Source organism: Kribbella sp. HUAS MG21, assembly GCF_040254265.1.
Taxonomy (GTDB): Bacteria; Actinomycetota; Actinomycetes; order Propionibacteriales; family Kribbellaceae; genus Kribbella.
The window spans coordinates 2,250,598-2,270,432 of sequence record NZ_CP158165.1 but is presented as its reverse complement, the minus strand read 5'-3'; the positions used below and the strand labels follow the sequence as shown (position 1 = coordinate 2,270,432).

At 68.8% G+C, this 19,835-nt stretch carries 24 protein-coding genes and 2 tRNA genes; 6 read left to right on the top strand and 20 right to left on the bottom strand.

Translation table 11 applies throughout. From position 1 onward, the window contains the following. The 3 genes from ABN611_RS10925 to ABN611_RS10915 all read right to left on the bottom strand — a co-directional run bounded on the left by ABN611_RS10925 (position 1) and on the right by ABN611_RS10915 (position 3,132). Positions 1-459: a hypothetical protein gene (locus ABN611_RS10925; RefSeq protein ID WP_350279708.1), complete on the bottom strand. Its 459-nt coding sequence runs from the start codon at positions 457-459 to the stop codon at positions 1-3. A 34-nt stretch (positions 460-493) separates the two neighbouring features. After that, the gene (locus ABN611_RS10920) at positions 494-1,468 is read right to left on the bottom strand and encodes a hypothetical protein (protein ID WP_350279707.1); all 975 of its coding nucleotides are present in this window, start codon (positions 1,466-1,468) and stop codon (positions 494-496) included. 71 nt (positions 1,469-1,539) lie between these two features. Then, the gene (locus ABN611_RS10915; protein WP_350279706.1) at positions 1,540-3,132 is read right to left on the bottom strand and encodes an LCP family protein; all 1,593 of its coding nucleotides are present in this window, start codon (positions 3,130-3,132) and stop codon (positions 1,540-1,542) included. Between the two features lie 355 nt (positions 3,133-3,487). Here ABN611_RS10915 and ABN611_RS10910 point away from each other — a divergent pair. Further along, positions 3,488-3,577, top strand: a tRNA-Ser gene (locus ABN611_RS10910). A 229-nt stretch (positions 3,578-3,806) separates the two neighbouring features. On the opposite strand, the gene ABN611_RS10905 is transcribed toward ABN611_RS10910, so the two are convergent. Further along, positions 3,807-4,688, bottom strand: coding sequence for an LLM class flavin-dependent oxidoreductase (locus ABN611_RS10905; RefSeq protein WP_350279705.1), 882 nt, complete (start codon positions 4,686-4,688; stop codon positions 3,807-3,809). Positions 4,689-4,830: 142 nt separating this feature from the next. Between ABN611_RS10905 and ABN611_RS10900 the strand changes: the two genes are divergently transcribed. Together ABN611_RS10900 and ABN611_RS10895 are read left to right on the top strand one after the other, a co-directional pair. After that, positions 4,831-5,058, top strand: coding sequence for a hypothetical protein (locus tag ABN611_RS10900; RefSeq protein WP_350279704.1), 228 nt, complete (start codon positions 4,831-4,833; stop codon positions 5,056-5,058). A gap of 39 nt (positions 5,059-5,097) precedes the next feature. After that, on the top strand, positions 5,098-5,754 hold the full coding sequence (locus ABN611_RS10895) for a phosphoribosyltransferase family protein (protein ID WP_350279703.1): 657 nt from the start codon (positions 5,098-5,100) through the stop codon (positions 5,752-5,754). Positions 5,755-5,812: 58 nt separating this feature from the next. Here the strand turns inward: ABN611_RS10895 and ABN611_RS10890 are convergent, their stop codons facing one another. The 4 genes from ABN611_RS10890 to ABN611_RS10875 form a co-directional block, all read right to left on the bottom strand. Beyond that, on the bottom strand, positions 5,813-7,693 hold the full coding sequence (locus ABN611_RS10890; protein ID WP_350279702.1) for a phosphoenolpyruvate carboxykinase (GTP): 1,881 nt from the start codon (positions 7,691-7,693) through the stop codon (positions 5,813-5,815). A 326-nt stretch (positions 7,694-8,019) separates the two neighbouring features. Continuing rightward, positions 8,020-9,249, bottom strand: coding sequence for a hypothetical protein (locus ABN611_RS10885; protein WP_350279701.1), 1,230 nt, complete (start codon positions 9,247-9,249; stop codon positions 8,020-8,022). After that, entirely contained in the window at positions 9,246-9,836 is a 591-nt protein-coding gene (locus ABN611_RS10880) for a hypothetical protein (RefSeq protein WP_350279700.1), read from the bottom strand. The genes ABN611_RS10885 and ABN611_RS10880 overlap by 4 nt, the downstream gene beginning before the upstream one ends. A 103-nt stretch (positions 9,837-9,939) precedes the next feature. Next, positions 9,940-10,494, bottom strand: a complete 555-nt coding sequence (locus ABN611_RS10875) for a hypothetical protein (protein WP_350279699.1) — start codon at positions 10,492-10,494, stop codon at positions 9,940-9,942. 130 nt (positions 10,495-10,624) lie between these two features. Between ABN611_RS10875 and ABN611_RS10870 the strand changes: the two genes are divergently transcribed. Beyond that, a tRNA-Arg gene (locus ABN611_RS10870) sits at positions 10,625-10,700 on the top strand. A gap of 116 nt (positions 10,701-10,816) precedes the next feature. Here ABN611_RS10870 and ABN611_RS10865 read toward each other — a convergent pair. The 12 genes from ABN611_RS10865 to ABN611_RS10810 all read right to left on the bottom strand — a co-directional run bounded on the left by ABN611_RS10865 (position 10,817) and on the right by ABN611_RS10810 (position 18,296). Further along, positions 10,817-12,256, bottom strand: coding sequence for a site-specific integrase (locus ABN611_RS10865; protein ID WP_350279698.1), 1,440 nt, complete (start codon positions 12,254-12,256; stop codon positions 10,817-10,819). After that, positions 12,256-12,441 (bottom strand): helix-turn-helix domain-containing protein, encoded by a 186-nt coding sequence (locus tag ABN611_RS10860; RefSeq protein ID WP_350279697.1) that lies wholly within the window; start codon positions 12,439-12,441, stop codon positions 12,256-12,258. The genes ABN611_RS10865 and ABN611_RS10860 overlap by 1 nt, the downstream gene beginning before the upstream one ends. A gap of 17 nt (positions 12,442-12,458) precedes the next feature. Then, positions 12,459-14,126 (bottom strand): replication initiator, encoded by a 1,668-nt coding sequence (locus tag ABN611_RS10855; protein WP_350279696.1) that lies wholly within the window; start codon positions 14,124-14,126, stop codon positions 12,459-12,461. A gap of 13 nt (positions 14,127-14,139) precedes the next feature. Beyond that, on the bottom strand, positions 14,140-14,340 hold the full coding sequence (locus ABN611_RS10850; protein ID WP_350279695.1) for a hypothetical protein: 201 nt from the start codon (positions 14,338-14,340) through the stop codon (positions 14,140-14,142). After that, the gene (locus tag ABN611_RS10845; RefSeq protein ID WP_350279694.1) at positions 14,337-14,798 is read right to left on the bottom strand and encodes a WhiB family transcriptional regulator; all 462 of its coding nucleotides are present in this window, start codon (positions 14,796-14,798) and stop codon (positions 14,337-14,339) included. The genes ABN611_RS10850 and ABN611_RS10845 overlap by 4 nt, the downstream gene beginning before the upstream one ends. Continuing rightward, positions 14,795-16,243 (bottom strand): FtsK/SpoIIIE domain-containing protein, encoded by a 1,449-nt coding sequence (locus ABN611_RS10840; protein ID WP_350279693.1) that lies wholly within the window; start codon positions 16,241-16,243, stop codon positions 14,795-14,797. The genes ABN611_RS10845 and ABN611_RS10840 overlap by 4 nt, the downstream gene beginning before the upstream one ends. Beyond that, positions 16,244-16,444: a hypothetical protein gene (locus ABN611_RS10835; RefSeq protein ID WP_350279692.1), complete on the bottom strand. Its 201-nt coding sequence runs from the start codon at positions 16,442-16,444 to the stop codon at positions 16,244-16,246. Between the two features lie 81 nt (positions 16,445-16,525). Further along, positions 16,526-16,798, bottom strand: a complete 273-nt coding sequence (locus ABN611_RS10830) for a hypothetical protein (protein WP_350279691.1) — start codon at positions 16,796-16,798, stop codon at positions 16,526-16,528. Further along, positions 16,798-17,067 (bottom strand): hypothetical protein, encoded by a 270-nt coding sequence (locus tag ABN611_RS10825; RefSeq protein WP_350279690.1) that lies wholly within the window; start codon positions 17,065-17,067, stop codon positions 16,798-16,800. The genes ABN611_RS10830 and ABN611_RS10825 overlap by 1 nt, the downstream gene beginning before the upstream one ends. Before the next feature lies 1 nt (position 17,068). Next, positions 17,069-17,320, bottom strand: a complete 252-nt coding sequence (locus ABN611_RS10820; protein ID WP_350279689.1) for a hypothetical protein — start codon at positions 17,318-17,320, stop codon at positions 17,069-17,071. Then, positions 17,320-17,823, bottom strand: coding sequence for a hypothetical protein (locus ABN611_RS10815; protein WP_350279688.1), 504 nt, complete (start codon positions 17,821-17,823; stop codon positions 17,320-17,322). Before ABN611_RS10815 ends, ABN611_RS10820 begins: the two co-directional genes overlap by 1 nt. 2 nt (positions 17,824-17,825) lie before the next feature. Then, entirely contained in the window at positions 17,826-18,296 is a 471-nt protein-coding gene (locus ABN611_RS10810; RefSeq protein ID WP_350279687.1) for a plasmid replication, integration and excision activator, read from the bottom strand. Between the two features lie 124 nt (positions 18,297-18,420). Here ABN611_RS10810 and ABN611_RS10805 point away from each other — a divergent pair, with 124 nt between their 5' ends. Together ABN611_RS10805 and ABN611_RS10800 are read left to right on the top strand one after the other, a co-directional pair. Next, positions 18,421-19,206, top strand: a complete 786-nt coding sequence (locus ABN611_RS10805) for a GntR family transcriptional regulator (RefSeq protein ID WP_350279686.1) — start codon at positions 18,421-18,423, stop codon at positions 19,204-19,206. Then, complete coding sequence (locus tag ABN611_RS10800) at positions 19,203-19,829, top strand: GNAT family N-acetyltransferase (RefSeq protein WP_350279685.1); 627 nt, start codon at positions 19,203-19,205, stop codon at positions 19,827-19,829. The genes ABN611_RS10805 and ABN611_RS10800 overlap by 4 nt, the downstream gene beginning before the upstream one ends. Positions 19,830-19,835: the final 6 nt, after the last annotated feature.

Here is a 19,835-nt window from a genome sequence, read left to right as displayed (position 1 = left end):
TCATTCTGCGCTGCTGTTGTCCCCGGGGGCAGTCCCGTCCCAGATGGTGTACCCGTGCGCCGCGTTCAGCTTGTCGCGCAGTGCGGTCTCCAGCGTCTCGGCCTGCCCCGGCGCGAGCCACGAGATCGGCAGCAGGATCGGCTGGTCGGGCTGCTTGGTGCGCAGCACGATCGCCTCGCCGTGCGTGGTCTCCACCCGGCCGACCTCGGTGATGTCGGTCCAGCGGGTCCGCAGGCCGCGCACCTCGATGTCCTGGTCGCGCAGCCGGGCGACCTTCGGCGGCCGGGCCAGGATCCACAGGCCGGCGAGCGCGATCAGGCCGCCGAGGGTGAGGAACACCGACACCGCGACGCCCGGCAGCCCGAGGGCCCAGAGCACCGCGGCCACCCCGAGAATGATCAGCCCGGCGGCCAGGATCCCGAGGAACCGTCCCGCCCGCATCCGGTACGTCGTACGCATCGGCACAGGATCTCATCCGCCCGCGGCGACCGGATCAGAAGGCTTCGGTTTCGGACTCCGTGGTGTTGCCGGCCACCGACTTCAACGTGAGCGACCAGGCGTACGACCCGTCCAGCAGCCGGTTCAGCCGCGCGTACGAACAGTTCTCGGTGAACCGGTTGTTCCGCGCGTCCCAGTTCGTCCCGGTCTTGTAGTAGACCCAGTAGTCGCCGCGGATCCCGTTCAGCGTCGCCGACCGGTTGGCGCGGACGTAGATCGAGGCCATCGGCTTGCGCGGATTGCTCGCCGTGACCACGACCACGATGTCCGAGCCCGCGTTGGTGATCCGGAGCGAGCCGGAGCCCCGCGAACCGGCCCGCTGGAACACGTCGCCGTTCTCGCCGCGGCCACCGATCACGGCCGGGGCCGCCGGCTTCGCGGGGACCGACAACGCGCCGAACTTCACACCCTTGCCGATCGCCTTCTGCACGTTCCCCGCGAGCCCGGCGTACGCCGTCCGCACGCCGGTCTTCGCCTCGTACAGCCGGACGTCGGCACCCTTCGGCAGCCCGCAGCCGGTCTTCGTCTCGCCGGCCTTGGTCAGGTGGGTGGCCACGTCGCCGGCGTACGCGTCGAACGCGTCCAGGACCTGCGGATGCGCGGACACCAGACCGCGTGGCGGCGTGATCTTCGCGAGCTCGGTGCGTTCGAGTACGACGATGCTCGCGAGCTGCGCGCGGGACGCGTCGAAGGCCGCCACGGTCCGCGCGTTCATCACGCGGGCGACGTACGGCTTGATGACCTTCTCGACGTTGGTCAGGGCGCGCTGGTACATCGGCACCGAGAGCGCCACCGGGGTCGGCTTCGGCGCGGTCGTCGGTGTGGTGGTGGGCTCTGCCGGTGGGGGCGTCGGCTTCGCTGCGGTCGTCGTACCGCCTGTGGAGGGCGCGTCCGCACTCTCCGGTTCACCGCTGCAGCCCGCGCAGACCAGGACCGCAACTCCGACCACGACAGCCGCCGAACGCCTCACAGCCACCCCCAGGTGTGACCACATTTGATTGTGGTCCAATCCTTCCCCGGGAGGGGTTCACCGGAACCGGTCTAGTTGTTGCCGGTCTGGTTCGGGTTGTAGGCGCAGGCGTCGTTGAGGTTCTGCGCGGCGCCCGGGGTCGCGGTCGCCTTCGGCGGGGTCGTCGGCCGCTTCGTCGTGGTGCTGCTGGTCGGCTTCTTGGTCGGCTTCGCGGTGGTGGTCGTCGCCGACGGGGCCGGGTTGGCCTTCGGGGCGATCGCCTTCTGGATGATCTCCCGCATCGCCGTGTAGTCCGGGTTCTTGCCGGTGGGGAAGTTCTTGCTCTTGTCCAGGTCGATGTTGGTGACCTTGGCGTTCTTCACCTTCATCCCGAGCTGGATGAACGCGCCCAGGATCTCCTGCGGGATGTCGGTGCGCAGCAGCTCCTTGCCGGCCGCCGCGATCTGCTGGTACTTCGTCACGAGCGCCTGCGGGTTGGCGCTGTTGACGAGGGCGTGGATCGTGCAGCGCTGCCGCTCCTGACGGGACGGGTCGCTCAGCCCGTACCGGCCGCGGGCGAACCACAGCGCGTGGTACCCGTCGAGCTTCTGGTTCGGGCCCGGCTCGATGTAGCCGCTCGGCTTGCGCTCCGAGTTCGACCCGGGGCCGGCGCCGTAGTCGCCGCCGATCGGCACCCGGTAGTTGACGTTGACGGTGATCCCGCCGAGCGCGTCGATCATCTGCCGGAAGCCGGCCAGGTTGACCTGCATGTAGTAGTCGATGTCCAGGCCGAGCGCGGCGCTCGCGGCCAGCTTGACCACGTCCGCGCCCTCGTTGTCGGTCTGGCCGAGGATCCCCGGGTGCGCCTTCGGGACGTTCTCGTACATCGCGTCGAGGTAGTACTCCGGCTGCTCGACGTTGCCGAGGTTCGGGTCCCAGAAGCCGTCCGGGTACACCTTGTGCAGCGGCGAGTCCTCCGGGAACGGCATCCGCATCCAGTTCCGGCTGAGCGAGATCAGCGCGGTGTCACCGGTCTTGGTGTCGATGCTGGCGACGATCACCGTGTCGGTGCGGACACCGGTCCGGCCGACGCCGTCGTCGGCGCCGAGCAGCAGCAGGTTCAGCCGCGGGGTCTTCGCCCACGGGTCGCTCTTGTTCACCTTCGGGCGGGTCGCGCTCTTCGAGTTCCCCTCGGACTGGAACACGCTGCCGACCAGGTCGCGCTGCGCCATCACGGTCTGCGCCGCCACCGTCGTCGGTACGGCGATCGCGAAGCACAGCAACCCGACGAACATCGAGCCGGCCAGCCGGCCGGTGTAGGTCATGCTGACCGGGCGGAGCAGCTTGTGCGACGCCACCACGACCCAGATCCAGCAGATGCCGAGGACGACGACCGCAGCCGTCGCGATCAGCAGCTGCCGCGGGGACACCAGCAGCGCGAGCACCGAGTCGCGGTGCGTGAGACCGACGTACGCGCCGATCAGCAGCAGGCCGATGCTGATCGTGAGCACGAACGCGCCGAGCTTCTTCCGGCCGCCCATCAGCAGCCCGGACCCGGGAACCAGCGCACTGACCAGCGTCAGGCCGATCGCCTTCGACGCCGTGCGGGCGCGATGCGAGCGGGGCCGGGACCGGTGGGCGCGAGGGGCTGCCCTCCGACCGGCTGCGCGAGTACTCCGCGACATGGCTCCGTTCCCTGATCGACGACGTCACTATCCATCCGTCGGCCGCGTGCAGCAGCCCACGGTACTTCAGACGCCCACGGCAGCCAGTTGGTTGACGTGTGCTCGGCGACCCCCGTCGATGGTCGCCAGCGTACACATCCACCGGCCGACACACCGAACGTCCCGCCACCACCACACACCGTGGCAACAACCGGCCACCCACCCCCAAGTTCCCGCCCACCCTCCCCCCGAACCCGAACCAACCGCGCAGGCGGCGGCGCTGACCTCGGGGCCACCGGGGCCCGCTTTGCTCGTGGGCCGGTGGAGCGGATAGTCTTGGCCGTCGTCGTGTCCCCGGCTGCCGGGGAACGTCGGAGGAGGCGTCGCCTAGTCCGGTCGATGGCGCCCGCCTGCTAAGCGGGTTGAGGGTAACCCCCTCTCGCGGGTTCAAATCCCGCCGCCTCCGCTCTGGGAGCTCTTTGCCTGCAGACAGCGCAGGCAAAGAGCTCCAGCCATGTCCTCTGGGGGTGCAACCCCCAGACGCCGCCCGGAGGGCTCCGCCCCCGGACCCCCGAGGCCCCGCCGGGCCGGAGCACTCCGCATCGCCGGGGCGCCCGCGTGTCAGTCCTCGGCGATCGCCCCGCGCCGGATCTCCGGCCCCTGGAAGCGTGCTCCCGCCGGAACCCACGCGGTGGCTATCGGACCTGTTGTTTGGCTTCGGCGATTCGTTCTGTGGTGCGGGGGGTCATGGGTTCGGGGGAGATGATGAGGTGTTCTACGCCTAGTTTTCGGTAGGCGGTGACGGCCTGGGGGAGGTCTTGGACGGGGATGGCCTTGGGGCTGGGGTCTGGGACCGGTTGGTCGGGGTCTCGGACGATGATGCCGGCGGTGGGGGTGATGGAGCCGACGGGGCGCCCGGCGAGCTCTACGGCCTGGCGGAGGGTTTCGAGGCGTTCCTCGAGTTTCAGGTCCGCGGCGCCGTACCACGCGGTGTTCCACAGGTCGGCCCACTCGGCGGTGAGGCGCATCATGCGCGGGCGGTGGCCGGCGACCAGGATCGGGATGCGGTGGGGTGGCGCCGGGTCGAGGTTCGCGTCGCGGACCGTGTAGTACGTCCCGTCGTACGTGACCGTCTCACCACGGATCAGCCGCGCGACGATCTCCAGCCACTCCTCGAACCGTCCGACCCGGTGGTCCGTCGGCAGCCCGAACGCCTCGTACTCCGGATCGTGCCAGCCCGCGCCCACCCCGAGGATCAACCGCCCGCCGGACACCTCGTCCAGTGTCGCGGCCATCTTCGCGGTCAGCCCGGGGTCGCGGAACGACGCGCAGAGCACCATGTTCCCGAGCTCCACCCGCGAGGTGACCGCCGCGACCGCGCTGAGCAACGTCCAGCTCTCGTGCATCCCGTACACCTGACCCTCCGGGTCCCGGTACAGGAAGTGGTCCGCGATCCACACCGAGTCCAGCCCGCCCTGGTCGGCCGCCTCCGCGACCGCCCGCACGTCCTGCCAGCCCGGCATCCCGCCGCCGGGCCCGTCCCCGCCGCCGAGCGGCAGCATCACACCGATCTTCATGCGCTCAACGTACCCATCACAGATCGGGTCGATCCCGTGACGGCACGGTGCCGAGTCCGCAACATTTCCTGGGTACCCGGACCAGTGCCCGGGGTGCGGCGGACACGGTGAGGAGCGGGCTCCTTCGCGAGAGGTGACGACGATGACCGCTCTCGGACTGCCGGGTACCGATCCCCGGATCATCCTGGGCCTCGAACCGCCCGCGCACGTACTCGTCCGGCTGGACGACGGCTGGTCGCCCGCCTGGCTGATCGGCCGGTTGCACTGCGCCGACGGCTGGGTCGCCCTCGTGCAGTTCGTGGACCGCACCGGGTGCGAGCAGACCGTCCGCGTCCCCGCCGACCGGGTCAGCGTGCCGCACCGGCACTGATTCCTCGCCTGTGGCCGCCGAACGGTGGATCATGGGGCCATGAGGAGGCCGTACCCGGATCGGGCGGCCGCCGGTGAGGCCTTGGCCGAGGAGCTCGGCCAGGTCGACGGATCTGTCCTGGTCCTCGGACTGGCGCGTGGCGGCGTACCCGTCGCGGCCGCGGTGGCGTCCGCCCTGGACGCCGAGCTCGACGTCCTGATCGTCCGCAAGCTCGGCCTGCCGGGCCAGCCGGAACTCGCGATGGGCGCGGTCGCCGGCGTCGGCGACGAACTGCATGTCGTCCGCAACGAACCGGTGGCGGCCGGCGTCGACCCGGAGACGATCGAGTCCGTCCGCCAGGAGGAGGTCCGCGAACTCCGCCGGCGCGAGCAGGCGTACCGCGGCGACCGCCCGCCGATCGACGTCCGGGACCGCGTGGTGATCCTGGTCGACGACGGTCTCGCGACCGGCGCGACGATGCGCGCCGCGGTGGAAGCGGTACGACGCCTTCGACCGGCGCGCGTGGTGGTCGCCGTACCCGTGGGCGGGATGGAGAGCTGCCGGCGCCTGTCCCGGGTCGCCGACCAGGTCGTGTGCGCGTGGATCCCGCAGTACTTCAGCGCGGTCGGCCAGGCGTACCGGGATTTCTCCCCGGTCGACGACGACGAGGTCCGCCAGGTCCTCGCGGCCAGCACAGCGCGGCGCCCCGGAGGGTGATCCAGGGCGCCGCGCTCGCAGTCCGGCCGCCGGCTTCCGAATCGGCGGCCGGAGGTCGTCAGCCCAGCCGGGCCTTCAGGTGGTCGAGCTCGACCTTCAGCGCCGCCGGGACGGTGTCGCCGAGCTTGGCGAACCACTCCTCGATCAGCGGGATCTCGGCCTTCCACTCCTCGGCGTCGACGTCGAGCGCGATCCGCAGGTCGTCGGCGGTCATGTCCAGCCCGCTCACGTCGAGCGCGTCGGGCGTCGGCACCTGGCCGATCGGGGTCTCGACGGCGTCCGCCTGGCCCTCGATCCGCTCGACGACCCACTTGAGCACCCGGCTGTTCTCACCGAAGCCCGGCCAGACGAACTTGCCCGCCGCGTCCTTGCGGAACCAGTTCACATAGAAGATCTTCGGCAGCTGCGCCGCGTCGTGCTCCTTGCCGACGGTCAGCCAGTGGTCGAAGTACTGCCCCGCGTCGTACCCGAGGAACGGCAGCATCGCCATCGGGTCCCGCCGTACGACGCCCACCTGGCCGACGGCCGCCGCGGTCGTCTCCGAGGACAGCGTGGCGCCCATGAACACGCCGTGCGCCCAGTCCCGCGACTCGGTCACCAGCGGGACCGTGGTGGCGCGGCGGCCGCCGAAGATGATCGCGGAGATCGGCACGCCGTTCGGGTCGTCGTACTCGTCGGCGATGATCGGGCACTGCTTGATCGGGGTGCAGAACCGGCTGTTCGGGTGGCTGGACAGCTCGCCCGAGGCCGGCGTCCACTCGCGGCCCTTCCAGTCGGTCAGGTGGTCCGGCGGGGTCGGCGAGTAGCCCTCCCACCAGACGTCGCCGTCATCGGTCAGCGCGACGTTGGTGAAGACCGAGTTGCCCTTCTCGATGGTGCGCATCGCGTTCGGGTTCGTCTTCCAGCCGGTGCCCGGCGCGACGCCGAACAGCCCGAACTCCGGGTTCACGGCGTACAGCCGGCCGTCCTTGCCGAACCGCATCCAGGCGATGTCGTCGCCGAGCGTCTCGACCTCCCAGCCCTCCAGGGTCGGGTCGAGCATCGCCAGGTTGGTCTTGCCGCAGGCGCTCGGGAACGCGGCGGCGATGTAGTGCACCTTCTTCTCCGGCGAGATCAGCTTCAGGATCAGCATGTGCTCGGCCAGCCAGCCCTCGTCGCGGGCCATCGCGCTCGCGATCCGCAGCGAGTAGCACTTCTTGCCGAGCAGCGAGTTGCCGCCGTACCCGGAGCCGTACGACCAGATCGCCCGCTCCTCGGGGAACTGGACGATGTACTTCTCCTCGTTGCACGGCCACGGCACGTCCTGCTGGCCCGGCGCGAGCGGCGCGCCGACCGAGTGCAGGCAGGGCACGTACGGCGCATCGGTGCCGAGCTTCTCGAGCACCTCGGCACCGGTGCGGCACATGATCCGCATCGACGCGACGACGTACGCCGAGTCGGTGATCTCGACGCCGAACATCGGCTTCTCGGCGGTCAGCGGGCCCATGCAGAACGGGACGACGTACATCGTCCGGCCGCGCATGCTGCCCCGGTACAGCTCGGTGAGCGTCGCCTTCATCTCGGCCGGCGCGACCCAGTTGTTGGTCGGACCCGCGTCCTTCTCGTCGACCGAGCAGATGAACGTTCGCTGCTCGACGCGCGCGACGTCCGACGGGTCGGTGCGGACCCAGAACGAGTTCGGCTTCTTCTCGTCGTTCAGCCGGACCATGGTGCCGGCCGCGATCAGTTCGTCCGTCAGCTTCGCGTACTCCGCGTCGGAGCCGTCGACCCAGTGGATCCGGTCCGGCTGGGTGAGCGCGGCGACCTCGGCGACCCACCGCAGCAGGCCGGCGTGCGCGGTCGGGGCGTCGCTCAGGTCGTACGTGCGGTCCTCGAGGGAGTCCGGGGCGTCGGCTCGGGAGTCGGCTTCGGTATGGGTCGGGCTGGCGGTGGTCGTCATTCGCGGCTCATTCCCTCTCGGCTGGTCGGGTCCGGCGCTCATCCCGGCCCCTCGACGCTGAAAGGCGGTACGGCGACGGCCGCCGGGGTCTCCGGCGGTTCGACAAAGCTGGCTGGCGGTGTGATCTGTCGCATACCAGTCAATCCAGTGGATACATACCAGTGTGCAAGTGGTACTAACCGTACGCGACCCGGCGGGGGTCTGAGAACCGCCTGGACGTGAACCCGGTCACAAAGATTTCGCGACAATCGCTTTCCGGTGCCGCTTGTGAAAAAGAGAACGGCCCGCGTTGTCGCGCGGGCCGCTCCCAGGAGAATTTCCGGTGTTCAGCTGGTCTGCCACCAGATGTCGTTGACGAGCCGCTGGATGTCCGCGGCCTCACCGGGCTGACCGTAGGCCATCACCCCGACCAGCCACCACTGGCCGCCGCTCTGGAAGGCGCGGGTCATCGTGATCGTGTACGGCGCCTTCGTCGACACCGTCAGCCAGGTCCGCGCGTCCTTCGCGACGGCCGGGGCGGTCGTCTTGTAGATCTTCGTCCACTGCTGGTCGAAGGCCGGCCGGTCCGCCAGACACTTCGCCAGGCTCGCGCACGGGTGCAGCGCGAGCTGCGCGCGGAACGCGTTCCGCAGGCCGCCCGGGTCGTGCTCGGTCATCGTCACGATCCGGCGCAGGATCAGCTGCGACGACTCACCCAGGAAGTCCACCTGCGGCGGCCGTGGCCAGCCGATCGCGAACGGCAGCTCGGCGTTCGTGACCACCTGGACGTCGGCGTTCGCCGGGTAGACGGCGCCGAAGACCCCGGCCGATCCGGTCGGGCGCTTGTACGGTGCGGTCGTGACGCGCTCGATCGGCGGGATCATGACCGCTGACGGGTACGCCGCCGGACTGACGGCCGGCGCCGGGGCGGCCTCGGTGGTCTCGTCCTTGGTAAGGCCGCCGATCGCGGTGCCGATCGAGTAGCAGATGCTGAACACGATCAGCACGACGACGGCGACGACGGCGTAGATCCAGGCGCCGATCTTGTGCCGGTACTGCCGCGCGACCTCGATCTTCGACTGCGGCGCCGGGGCGTCCTGAGGCTGCGCGGCGGGCTCGGGGTGGTCGACGTACGACGGGATGTCCTGCTGCCGGGCGCTCTGCTGTGTGGTGTCGCCGGGTGGGAGAGTCGGCGGCGTCCCGCCGTACCGGCTGAGCTGGTCACGGATGATCCGCAGCGCTTCCTCGTCGTTGCCGACGATGCCGTCGAGCGGGTCGACCAGGCGCTCGGCGCCGGTCTGGCCGGGGACGAGCTGGGTGATCGCGTACGGGCGGGCGGAGTTGAAGTTGGCCGCCCACAGCGGGGTCTCCTGGCGGCCGGGGACGAGCGCGGCGTCGCGGCTCGCGCCGGCGAGCCGGTCGACGACCGTCTGGTTCCGCGCGCCGTCCTCGCTGAGGACGAGCGCCACGACCTCCATCCCGGTGAACGTGCGGCCGTGCCACAACTCGGCCAGCGGGTGCTGCAGGATCTTCTGGTCGAACTGGTACCCGGGGATCTCCGGTGCGCCGTCGCTCACTTGCTCTCCCAGATGGCGCGGTCCGCGAGGGCCAGCGCGGCCCGCTGCGCGCTGTCCGCCTCGATCGGGCTGGCCGTGTAGTCCACCAGTACGACGACGTCCGCGCGCTGCACCAGCGCGTGCACAGTCCACGACTCGCCGGCCAGTCCGCTCTCGGACCGGCTGACCTTGGTCGGGTACGGGCGGTCCTGCTCGACCGCCTTCCACGGCGACCGGCCGAATGTCCGCTTCGCCATCTGCTCCGGCGTGAACGGCGGGTTGCCCGCGCCCGCGTCGCGTCCGCCGTACGCCGTGACAGTGACCTTCACGCTCGCCGACGTGTACGCCCGCACCTTCGCGCGCGAGCTGCCCGCCTGGCAGGTGACCGCCGTACTGCCGCCCTGGGTCATCGTCACCGGGCCACCCGATGCCTTGGGCAACAGGCTCGAGACGTCCCCGATCCGGGCGCACAGGTCCTTCGGCAGCGCGCGGGCCGGTACGAGGTCGTCCGGCGTCACCGGCTCACCGACCGCGAACCCGACCCCGCCTCCGACCAGCGCGGCCACACCGCACCCGATCGCCGTACCGCGCACCAGCCGACTAGCCATGCCCGCGACCCTAACCACCCGAAGGTCCTCCCTCACCCGTCAGGCACCCCGCCTTGGACGCGCGAGGCCCGCGCCGGGTTCCACGACATACCAGGAGTGGTGGTCAGTTGAGCAGGGTCTGCACCGAGCCGCCGGATTCGGTGAGCTTGGTGCCGAGGCCCTTGAGCGCGTCGCCGACGGTGGCGAGGATCCCGGACAGGTCCTGCAGGTTGCCGGCCAGGCTCTCGATCTCGGTCGCGACGCCGCCGATCTGCCCGCTGCCGTCGTTCAGCTTCTTCGCCGCGGCGTCGCCGATCCCGGGAATCTTGTCCAGCTCACCCGCGAGCCCGGCGAGCATCCCGGCCGCGTCGTGCAGCTTGTCCTTGGCCGCGTTCATCGTCCCGGCACTCCCGGTCAGCGCCTTCCGCGCCCCGCCCTCGCCGTCCTCGCCGACGAGCGCACCCGCCGCCTTGGCCGCCTGCTCACCGGCTTCCGCCAGCCCGGACCCGATCGTCTTCAACAGCTCCGGCAACTTCCCGACCAACCCGACCGCGTCGTCCGGCAGCCCGCGCACCAGCTTCAGGACCTTCTCGAAGTCGTCCGAGTTCTCCATCACGAACCCGACGGCCTTCTTCACGTCCCCCAGATCCCGCCCACCCAGCAAGTCCTCGATTCCCATGCGCCGGATCGTAGAGCCGCACCCGCGTTCCTACCGGTACGGCGCACCGCCGACACCCCGCCGTACCGCCCCCAGGGAGCCGATTGGCATCCACCGGCCCCCTCCATGTATCGTTACTCGACGTTGTCCAGCGCTCGTAGCTCAACGGATAGAGCATCTGACTACGGATCAGAAGGTTGGGGGTTCGAATCCCTCCGAGCGCGCCAGCTCAACTTGACTATGTACGGGTCGCTGACCTGGGCATTCGTCCGTTCAGAGTAAACAGCGGAGAGGGCGGCTGTCCTGCTCGCCGCCCTCTTGACCCCCACGGTTGACCCCAACGTCAGTCCTCCGGGTCCTCAAACAGGAACCCGAGCTTGTCCACCGCGTCGCGCTGCAACTCCTCGGCCACGTCGACGTAGATCACCTTCGTAGTGCGGGGGTCAGCGTGACCGAGGATGTCCTGAATCTGCTCAAGCGGCACACCCTGACTCCACAGCAATGACGCGCACGAGTGCCGCAGGTCGTGAAACCGGATTCGCCGTACGCCGGCCTTGGCGCAGAGTGCATCGAAGTGGCGGTTCACATTGCGCGGCTCGATCGGCGTACCGAGCGTGGTTGTGAACACGTACCCCTTGTCCCAAGCCTTCAGCGCCTCGGATCTCTCCTTCCTTTTGTCAGGTCCGGCCAGCTCCGCCAGGTGGCCGGCGCGCTCGGCTTCTTGCGCCTTCCGGTGGGCGAGCAGGACCGGCAGCAATGACTTCGGCACCGGAATCTCCCGAGCGGAGCCGTCCGTCTTGACCTGGCCGAGTTGGAGTTCACCGTCGACGCGGTGCAACCCGTGCTCGACACGGATCACGCCGTTTGTCAGGTCCAGGTCCCACCACCGGAGCCCCAATGCTTCCCCACGGCGCAGGCCGAGCGAGAGTGCGACGGCGTAGAGCGCATACAGCCGGTCACCACGGATCGCCCCGAGGAACTGCGTCGCGTCGTCTGCCTTCCACGCCTTAAAGGTCGGCCTGTACTTGTGGTCCATCCGCAGCTTCTTGGCGACATTCTCGGTCAGGATCTCGTCCTCGGTCACCGCGTCCTGAAGTGCGGCGCGGAGGACCCGATGCAGGTAGCGCACGGTGCCGTCCGAGACCACATCCCGGCAGCACTCACGCGGAGCCTTGGCGCAGCAGCGTGCTCCCTCGATCGGTCGAGCGTTCTTCCTCGGAGCCTTGCCGGCGCGCGCGGCGCGGAGCTTCTTGGCCCGGTCCTCGCGGGCCTGGTCCTTGCCCTTCGCGCAGCACTGGCAGGTCTGCTTGAGCTGGAAGAAGCCGCGCCGAATGTCAGCCGGACGCAGCGCGGTCAGCTTCTTTTTGCCGAACAGCGGTACGAGGTACTTGTCGACCAGCCACCGATAACTCGCGTACGTAGTGTCCCGCACTCGGTGACGGGCGTGCTCGTGGAGCCAGTACTCCAGGTACTCACCGACCGTCTGCGAGGTCGACGCCACACGCTTGCCGGACATGGTGTCCGCCTGCATCTTGGTCAGCTTCTCGTGTACCTCCTCCCAGGACTTGCCGTAGACGCTTCGGCGGACCTCTCGCCCGTCAGTGGTGATGACGTACGCCCGACCTTCCCAGCGCCCGTCCGACCTCTCACGGATGCTGCCCTCACCGTTGACGTTCCGCTTCCCGGTCTGGCCCTTCGTTGCCTTGGGCTTGGGTTTGGCGGTCGGCTTGGCCTTCTTCGGCTCCTCGGGTTCCTCAGGCTCCATGAACGCAATCGTGGTCATCAGGCGGCGTCCTCGATCAGGCCGGCGACGTACGCCCGGATGGACTGCATCGGCACCCGTCGACCGTTGCGGACCTTGACGCTGGTCAGCTCGCGTTCCTTGATCAGCCGGTAGACGGTCCACCGGGAAACGTTCAGGTGCTCGGCCACTTCCTCGACCTTGAGCAGGCGCGAATCGTCTTGCATTGGTAGTCCCCAGTTGGCTAGGCCGCAGTCGCGGCGTCGTTCGTGTCAGTTGCCGAATTGGTGTCGCTCGGCGGTCCTGTGCCGTCGCGGGCGCGTTGTTTGGCTTGCTCGTATTGCTCGCGCCAGCGGATGCGTTTGGTGATGCTGTAGGCCAGGACTTCCTTCTGTGTGGGTGCGTCTTCGTCGCCGGGGCGGACGGGTGTCCAGATGAACCGCGGCTGTTCGTCGTCGCTGGTGGTCTGGGTGACGGACAGCGCGGTTTGGTCGTCCATCTCGACGCCGGCAGCGGCCAGGGTCTGCCGGATGACTTCGGCTCGGTCGGCGCGGTGGTCGGTGAGGGTCTTGCCGGTCCACTGGCGGGAGACGAGCACGCGGCGACCGCCGAGGCCGAGGTGTTCGCGGTCGTGGGCCTTGCCGTCGCATTCGCCGGGTACGACCTTGCCGTCCGCGTCTTTCGGGGTGATCCCGTACAGGAGCCAGTTCGCGCAGGCCGGCGAGCAGGGCAGGATCTTGACGTGCTCGTGGAGCCGGTTGAGGTGGTCGAGCTGGGCTGGGTGCAGCTCGGCGGGATCGTCGCCGTAGGTTTCCCCGATCGCCTTGCCGAGGTACTTGGTCAAGTAGCCGATTGCCTTGCCGACCTTGGTTTCGGAGTCCGCGACGATGCCCTTGTAATCGACCTGCCGACCGAACCGGACGACGTGCGCGGGTTGCGCGGCGGGGTCGGCGGCCAGGTCGTCCAGGGCTTGGTCCCAGGTCGGCAGCAGGACGCCCGTAGCGGGGTCGATGAAGCGTTCCGTGTCCTCGTCCCAGATGGGCAGGTCGCGACCCGTCTGAGCGCCGTAGACGGGCGTCTCGTGCTCTGGCCACCACAGTTGGTGGTAGGTCGCGGCGGCGACCTGGCGGACGAGCTCGCGCGGGACCGTGCCCCGGACGGCCATGTGCAGGTGTGGCGCGAGGCGTTTCTGTGGCTCGACCACGGCGAAGTACTGGGCCTTGTAGCCGGCGCAGCGGCGGAGGTTCTGGACGAACCGGTCGACGCCCTTGGAGAAGTGCAGCGCGTCGAGCGCGGCGCGGCGGTAGTCGTACGTCGACGGGTCGACCGGCGTCGACAGCACGGGCGAGTTCGGGCTGTGGTGGACGCCGCACGAGCACGGTGTGAGCTTGCCGCCGACGCGGTACGGGAGACGGTGCGTTGCGCCGTACGAGTCGAGCGTGAGGGTGAGGAACATCGACGGGCGGTAGGTCTTGCCGTTCGGTGCTCGGAACGTTGTACCGACCGTGCGCTTGTCCATCGGCACCCGGGGGAGGTCCGGGGCGTCTTGGCGTCGACGGGTCGAGCGGACGCGGCGAGCGGACTCCTCCTCCGCGCCGGTGTCCTCGGGTTCGGCCTGGTCCTCGTCCTCGAGCTGGTCCTCGTCGGTGGGTTCGAGTTCGGTGTCTCGGTGCCAGCCTTCGCGGCACTGCTGCATCCGCAGTCGCCGGTTCGCCTCAGCGCACGGCGGGCACTTGCTGACCAGCGTCGACCCGCACGAGACGCCGACGATGCGCTCGGTGCCGGTCTCGGTGTCGACAACGCGGTTCAGGATCGGTCGGACGCAGACACCGTTGGTGATTGCGAGGTCTTGTACGACGTCCAGCGGGAAGCGGTCCAGCGTGATCCTGCCGTGGGTTGTGGTGTTGGTCATCTGGACCACCTCCTTACCGGTGCTGATCCGGCGTCGTCGGCTCGGATCGGTCGTACTTGTCGGGGATTCGGGCGGTGAGGTAACAGCGGACGCCTTCCGTTCCGCGGTTGGTGTGGAGCCGTCCGGAGCCGTCTAGCTGGAACACCACGGCAAGGACCTTGACCATGACTTCGATCTCTTCGGGGTCGCCGGACAGCCGGAGCTGGATGCTCATGCCGCCGGCCTTTGCATGTCCTCGTCGCGGTTGATCGGTAGCGGCTGGGTGGGGTCGAGCGCGTCCGGGCCGGGTGTCCACTCGGTCCGGCAGGCGGCGGGGAGTGCCCACGGTGCGATTCGAGCCCAGTACGCCGAGAGGCCGGCGAGCTTGGTGGTGATCGCGGTTCGGTCGCTGTCGGTCGTTCCGCCCCAGACGCCCTGTTCGTCGTTCAGCAGGGCCGAGGCGAGGCAGGAACGGCGGACCGGGCAAGCCGCGCAGATGGTCTGTGCTGCCGCCGTCTGTTCCCCGATGCTGGGTTCCTCGCTGGTGAGCGCGGGATCGGTGCTGCCGAGGCAGGCCGCCCGGTCTCGCCAGCCGCGAGTGATCCATTGGTTGACGGTGACCCGCATCGGCAGTGGCAGTTCGGGGGTGAGTGGAAGGGCGAGTTGGCCGGCGACCTGCGCCTTGGTGGTCATGCGGCTTCACCGCTCTCGACCACTTCGCCGTCAACGGTGTTCGGGTTGATCAGGGTCACGCTGTCGCGGTCGGTCGGCTCGATCACGCCGTGCGGGCTGAACGTGGTTGCCATGTGGCGGATCGCGTCGTCGCTGACGTATGCGGCCCGGACCCGTACTGGCTCTCGCTTGCCCTCTTGGAGGACGTAGGCGACACCGGGTAGAGATTCGGGGATGCGGTCGCACTCGGCCCCGAGATCCCGCGCGCCCTCACCAAGCGCCATTTCGACCTGTGCCTCATTGTCGAGGCGCATCGCGATCTTGACCGAGAACAGCTCGCGCCAGGTCACTACGTCCTTGGTGACGAGTAGCGAGGTTGCGAATACCGAAAACCCGGGTGCGCGGCCCTTGCCGAGCAGCCGACCGAGCGCCACGTCGATCCGGGCGGACAGTTGGCGGCCCTTCGTGCCGGGCAGCAGAACGGTGAGCTGCATCAACTCGTCGATGACGATCAGCACGAACGGGGTTTCCCGCGAGGCGGTGAACTTGCGCGCCTTGCCGCGCAGCAGTTTTGTGCGGTCATCGAGGTAGTCCGCGTCCTCCTCCAGCATCCGGGCCATGGCTTCGTAGTCGTCGGCCTCGTACCGGTCGAACAGTTCCCGCCCGAACTCCAGTTCCATGCCGCCCTTCGGGTCGATGCCGTGCACGACGACCAGGCCGGCCTTGATGTACGGCGCGAGCGACCACAGCAGCGACCACAGCACCGACGACTTGCCGGCACCGGAGACCCCGCAGACGAAGATGTGCCGATCGGTGACCTTCAACCGCCACGGCGTACCGTCCTCGCAGTACCCGAGCACGAGCCCGTCCAGGTCCCGCACGTTCAGCCGTACCGGGTGCAGGGCAGGGGCGATGGTCTTGCGCAGCGGGTCGGCGGTGAAGAAGTCCACCCACACCCGGCCCGGCTCCAGCTCCCGGACCGCCACGCGCCGAGCCTTGGCCGCGTGCCGCAGATCCGGGACAGCCTCCATCACCTGATCGGTGCGCACCCCGAGCGGGAGATCCAGCAGTACCGAGTCGATACAGCCGGTCGAGCGGACCTTGAGGATGCGGGGCCGCAGAATCCAGCCGGTCATCTCGTCAGTCACCGACAAGCCCAGACGGCCCATCCAGAACCACCAGCGCGGCGCGTACCGGAACCACCGCCGATACCAGGCCTTGACCCGGTACACGACCTGATTGCGGAACGAGACCCGCCAGCACACCGCCCACACCGCCAGGACCACGACCAGGACGCCGGCACCGATCAGCGGCCACATCCAGCCCTGCGTCTCGCCGTACACACCAAGCGCCGGCACACCAGCCGCGGGGACCATGACGCCGGGATGCCGCAACTGCGACGCCAACATCCGCCCGAACGGGAAGGCCCCGGACGCCTTCCGGCCCTGCCTGATCTTGCTGCTCATCTACTTGCCTCCTCTCTCGTGCTTGGCGAACCGGCGTTCCACGACCAGCAGATGACCCCACGCCTGTTCCAAGGCGGTCATCGCGCCAGTCGCCCCGCTGTTCGCGTCCGGGTCCGGCACGCCGGCCAGCACCCGCGTTGTCTTCTGCAGTTGGCTCCTGGCGTCGTCCAGCTCGTTCATCAAGCCGCGGAGCTTCGCCATGGCCTCAAGGTCGTTCGTCACTCCCAACGCCCGCGCCCACTGATCCAGGAACCGGCGCCTACCCGCAATCGCCATGACTCGTCAGCCCCTCTCGTGCACGGCGAACCCGCGCAGCGCCTGATCGACTGCGAAGACGGCCAGGTCGAGTCGACCGAGCGCGGTCGCCAGCGACGCCCGTACGTCGTCCTTCGGGGCCTTCGACAACGACCGGGCCACCGTCCGGACCCGATCCTGTGCATCCAGCAGACGGCCCATCAACCGGTGGAGCTCGCCCGAGGCGTCCTCGTCGTTGCCCACCCCGAGCGCATCCGCCCACGCGTCCAGATCACGCCGTGTCGCGAACAGCCCAGCCATCACCTGTCTCCTCTCAGATGGAGTTCGAACTTCCGTGCCACAACGGCGACCGCCGACCAGAGATTCACCGCGTCCTGCACGGCCTGACGGGCCGCAACCCGGAGGTCTCCGTCCGGGCACTGGCGTAGCGACTTGTCGACCCACAGCACCCGCGCCGCCGAGTCGACCAGCCGCTGCCGAAGCGGCACGATCGCGGCCAGCGCTTCGGTGTCGTTGCCGGCACCCAGGACGCGCGCCCAGCGGTCGAGTTCCTTCGCTCGGCCGGCCATGTCACAACCCCCGCTCGTGCAGCAGGAAGTCACGCTTCACCCAGAACAGGCCCTCCTGCACGAAGTCGAGCCGATCCACCACCAACGCCGCGAGCCCCCGCACGTCCAGGCCCCGCAGCCGGTCGCACACCGCCGAGTAGTCCTCGCGCTCTCCCTGCACCATGCGCTCCACCCGCACGAGCTGCACGAACGCCGCATCGTCACTCCCCACGCCGAGCGCAGTCGCCCATGCGTCCAGATCGCGGCGCTGCATCAGAACCAGCCCTCTGCGCGCAGGATCCTGCCCCCCGGACGATCGGTCATGTCGAAGTCGTCGCCCTCGTCCGACTCGTCCCCGAAATCGTCGTCATCGAGCGGGTTGTCCTCGACGGTCGGGTCCGTGTGGGCTTCCCACTCGGTGCCCGCGACCACGACCGGCACGAACGGCACCGGCTCGTCCAGCAGTTGCTCAAGGCACCGGTCGTGGTCGTGCTCGTTCCACTCGATCGACCCGAACACGTCAACGAAGGCGCACGGATCACCGTTCGGGAGTAGTCCCAGCGCTCCGGCAAGATCCCGCCGAGCGCACTCGATCACGTCACCCAGTGCATCCAGCACGGCCAGATCATGGATGTACAGGCGCATGCCGTCGCCCAGGTCTCCGACCTTCAGCACGACCCAAGGCCTGCCATCTCCACCGGTCGTGTGCAAGCGATGCGTCAGACCGGTGTCGGGCTCAACATCCACGGTCATCGAGCGAAGCTTGTGCGCCTCCACGATCAGGCCGCCTTGTCGTTCGACCCGGACCGGGACTGGCCCGCCGAGCCCGGCATGTTCTTCGGAGCCGTCACGCCGGACGCCCGGAACGACCAGCCCTGACGAGCGCGGCAGCGATGACCCTTGCCGTCCTCCGGACCGGTGCACGAGCGGGTGTCGACCCACGGTGCAGCCGTCAGGCCTTCGAGATGGATCGGCGTGAACGGCAAACCCGGCAGCGACTCCGGCAGGACCGGCTGCACGTCGGCCAGCAGGCGCACGACGAACGTTCGGTCGTTCTTCTTGGTGTCCGGGTCGGGGTCCATGACCTCGACCTTCCAGACGAGCTGCTCGGTCTCCTTGTCCCGAGCCTGCACCGGGCGGTCCTTCGACGACCGCTCGAAGTCCAGTTCCGGCTCCACCGGACCCACGGCGTACAGCCCGTAGGGGAAGGCAAGTCCGAACTGGACCATCACTCGGCGCGGCATACCCATAGCAAGTCCTCCACTACACTCTGACTTGTACCAACCTTTGGTACATCACCAACCATAGGGACGCATTATGGGTAGGTCAAGCAGAATGGCACCATTTGTTGGGACAACTTCGAGAGGAGGCGGTATGGCCCAGTCGGACCCCCTGTATCAGCGGATCGCGAGCGACCTTCGCGACCAGATCCGCTCTGGCGCGTTCAAGGCCGGCGACCGCCTGCCGACCGAGGTCGAGCTACGCGAGCAGTACGACGTATCGCGCAACACCGTTCGCCTCGCGCTCGGCGTGCTCCAGAACGAGGGCATGATCAGCAGCACCCAGGGCAAGGGCACGGTCGTTCGCGAGCAGGTCATGCTCACCTACCACGCGGCGTGGGCGGAGAGCCGCGACCGGCACGCAAGCGACCAGTCGGACGCCTTCTTCACCGAGATGCGGGACCAGGGCCGCAAAGGCGAGTACCGCGATTTCGAGATGCGCATCAAGCCGGCAACTCCGGAGCTGGCGGCGCGTCTGCGCGTTGACGAGGGCGATTCGCTCGTGTCTCGTGCTATCTCTCGCTTTGTCGACGGGCAGCCGTTCAGCCTGCAGGAAAGCTACTACCCGATGGACATTTCGCAGGAGTGTGGACTCCTCACCCCGCACGATGTACCCGGTGGCGTGATCCGAGCCATGGCCGCCAAGGGACACACTGAAATCGGGTACGTCGATGAGCTGACAACCCGCATGCCGCGCCCCGACGAGGCCCGGAAGCTCGGACTCGGCCAGGGCACGCCCGTGCTGGTCTACGTCCGCACGACGTACAGCGAGAGGCGACCGCTACGCCTCACGCTCACGATCTTTGCTGGCGACCGCAACCGGGTCGTCTACGAGCTGGGCGACCTGACGGCGTACCCCGAGAACGGAGCGGCGTCGTGATCGTCGAGCAAGCCACGATCGAGGATCTGCCCGTCATCCTTGCGATGCGGACCGAGGCCAGCGAGTGGCTTGCGAAGCGGGGCATTAACCAGTGGGCGGTTGCCTGGCCGAACCCCGAGGCTCAGTCCGAGCGCATCCTGTCCAGCATTCGTGCCGGTGAGACATGGATGATCCGCTCCGACAACGGCGACACCGCCGCCACGGTCGCGCTCGATTCGTTCTCCGATCCTCGGCTCTGGACGCCCGAGGAGCAGGCCGAGCCGGCCATGTACCTGCACCGGCTCATCGTCCGACGCAAGTACGCCGGTCTCGGTGATGACGTGATCGACTGGGCATGCGACCGCGCCGGCCAACTCGGAAACCGGTGGGTCCGCATCGACGTGTGGACCGACAACATCGGCCTCCACCGCTACTACGAGAACCGCGGCTTCAAGCACGTCCGCACGCTGGACCTTGCCGACTATCCGTCAGGCGCACTCTTTCAGCGTCCGGCGACGGACTGGCGAGACCGCAGGACCGAGGCAGCACTCACCGAGCGACCGCAGACCCTGCCGACAAGAAACAGCCGGTTCGAGTCGTTCGAGCGGGCACTCTGGCCGGTCCTTAGCGAACAGACGATCTGACCGGGC

What these genes read in the sequence shown, in the direction of transcription:
- ABN611_RS10925 (WP_350279708.1), bottom strand. Translation starts at nt 459, where the DNA reads ATGCGTACGACGTACCGGATGCGGGCGGGACGGTTCCTCGGGATCCTG.
- ABN611_RS10915 (WP_350279706.1), bottom strand. Translation starts at nt 3,132, where the DNA reads ATGTCGCGGAGTACTCGCGCAGCCGGTCGGAGGGCAGCCCCTCGCGCC.
- ABN611_RS10905 (WP_350279705.1), bottom strand. Translation starts at nt 4,688, where the DNA reads ATGAAGATCGGTGTGATGCTGCCGCTCGGCGGCGGGGACGGGCCCGGC.
- ABN611_RS10900 (WP_350279704.1), top strand. Translation starts at nt 4,831, where the DNA reads ATGACCGCTCTCGGACTGCCGGGTACCGATCCCCGGATCATCCTGGGC.
- ABN611_RS10895 (WP_350279703.1), top strand. Translation starts at nt 5,098, where the DNA reads ATGAGGAGGCCGTACCCGGATCGGGCGGCCGCCGGTGAGGCCTTGGCC.
- ABN611_RS10890 (WP_350279702.1), bottom strand. Translation starts at nt 7,693, where the DNA reads ATGACGACCACCGCCAGCCCGACCCATACCGAAGCCGACTCCCGAGCC.
- ABN611_RS10880 (WP_350279700.1), bottom strand. Translation starts at nt 9,836, where the DNA reads ATGGCTAGTCGGCTGGTGCGCGGTACGGCGATCGGGTGCGGTGTGGCC.
- ABN611_RS10875 (WP_350279699.1), bottom strand. Translation starts at nt 10,494, where the DNA reads ATGGGAATCGAGGACTTGCTGGGTGGGCGGGATCTGGGGGACGTGAAG.
- ABN611_RS10865 (WP_350279698.1), bottom strand. Translation starts at nt 12,256, where the DNA reads ATGACCACGATTGCGTTCATGGAGCCTGAGGAACCCGAGGAGCCGAAG.
- ABN611_RS10860 (WP_350279697.1), bottom strand. Translation starts at nt 12,441, where the DNA reads ATGCAAGACGATTCGCGCCTGCTCAAGGTCGAGGAAGTGGCCGAGCAC.
- ABN611_RS10855 (WP_350279696.1), bottom strand. Translation starts at nt 14,126, where the DNA reads ATGACCAACACCACAACCCACGGCAGGATCACGCTGGACCGCTTCCCG.
- ABN611_RS10850 (WP_350279695.1), bottom strand. Translation starts at nt 14,340, where the DNA reads ATGAGCATCCAGCTCCGGCTGTCCGGCGACCCCGAAGAGATCGAAGTC.
- ABN611_RS10845 (WP_350279694.1), bottom strand. Translation starts at nt 14,798, where the DNA reads ATGACCACCAAGGCGCAGGTCGCCGGCCAACTCGCCCTTCCACTCACC.
- ABN611_RS10840 (WP_350279693.1), bottom strand. Translation starts at nt 16,243, where the DNA reads ATGAGCAGCAAGATCAGGCAGGGCCGGAAGGCGTCCGGGGCCTTCCCG.
- ABN611_RS10835 (WP_350279692.1), bottom strand. Translation starts at nt 16,444, where the DNA reads ATGGCGAAGCTCCGCGGCTTGATGAACGAGCTGGACGACGCCAGGAGC.
- ABN611_RS10830 (WP_350279691.1), bottom strand. Translation starts at nt 16,798, where the DNA reads ATGGCTGGGCTGTTCGCGACACGGCGTGATCTGGACGCGTGGGCGGAT.
- ABN611_RS10825 (WP_350279690.1), bottom strand. Translation starts at nt 17,067, where the DNA reads ATGGCCGGCCGAGCGAAGGAACTCGACCGCTGGGCGCGCGTCCTGGGT.
- ABN611_RS10820 (WP_350279689.1), bottom strand. Translation starts at nt 17,320, where the DNA reads ATGCAGCGCCGCGATCTGGACGCATGGGCGACTGCGCTCGGCGTGGGG.
- ABN611_RS10810 (WP_350279687.1), bottom strand. Translation starts at nt 18,296, where the DNA reads ATGGGTATGCCGCGCCGAGTGATGGTCCAGTTCGGACTTGCCTTCCCC.
- ABN611_RS10805 (WP_350279686.1), top strand. Translation starts at nt 18,421, where the DNA reads ATGGCCCAGTCGGACCCCCTGTATCAGCGGATCGCGAGCGACCTTCGC.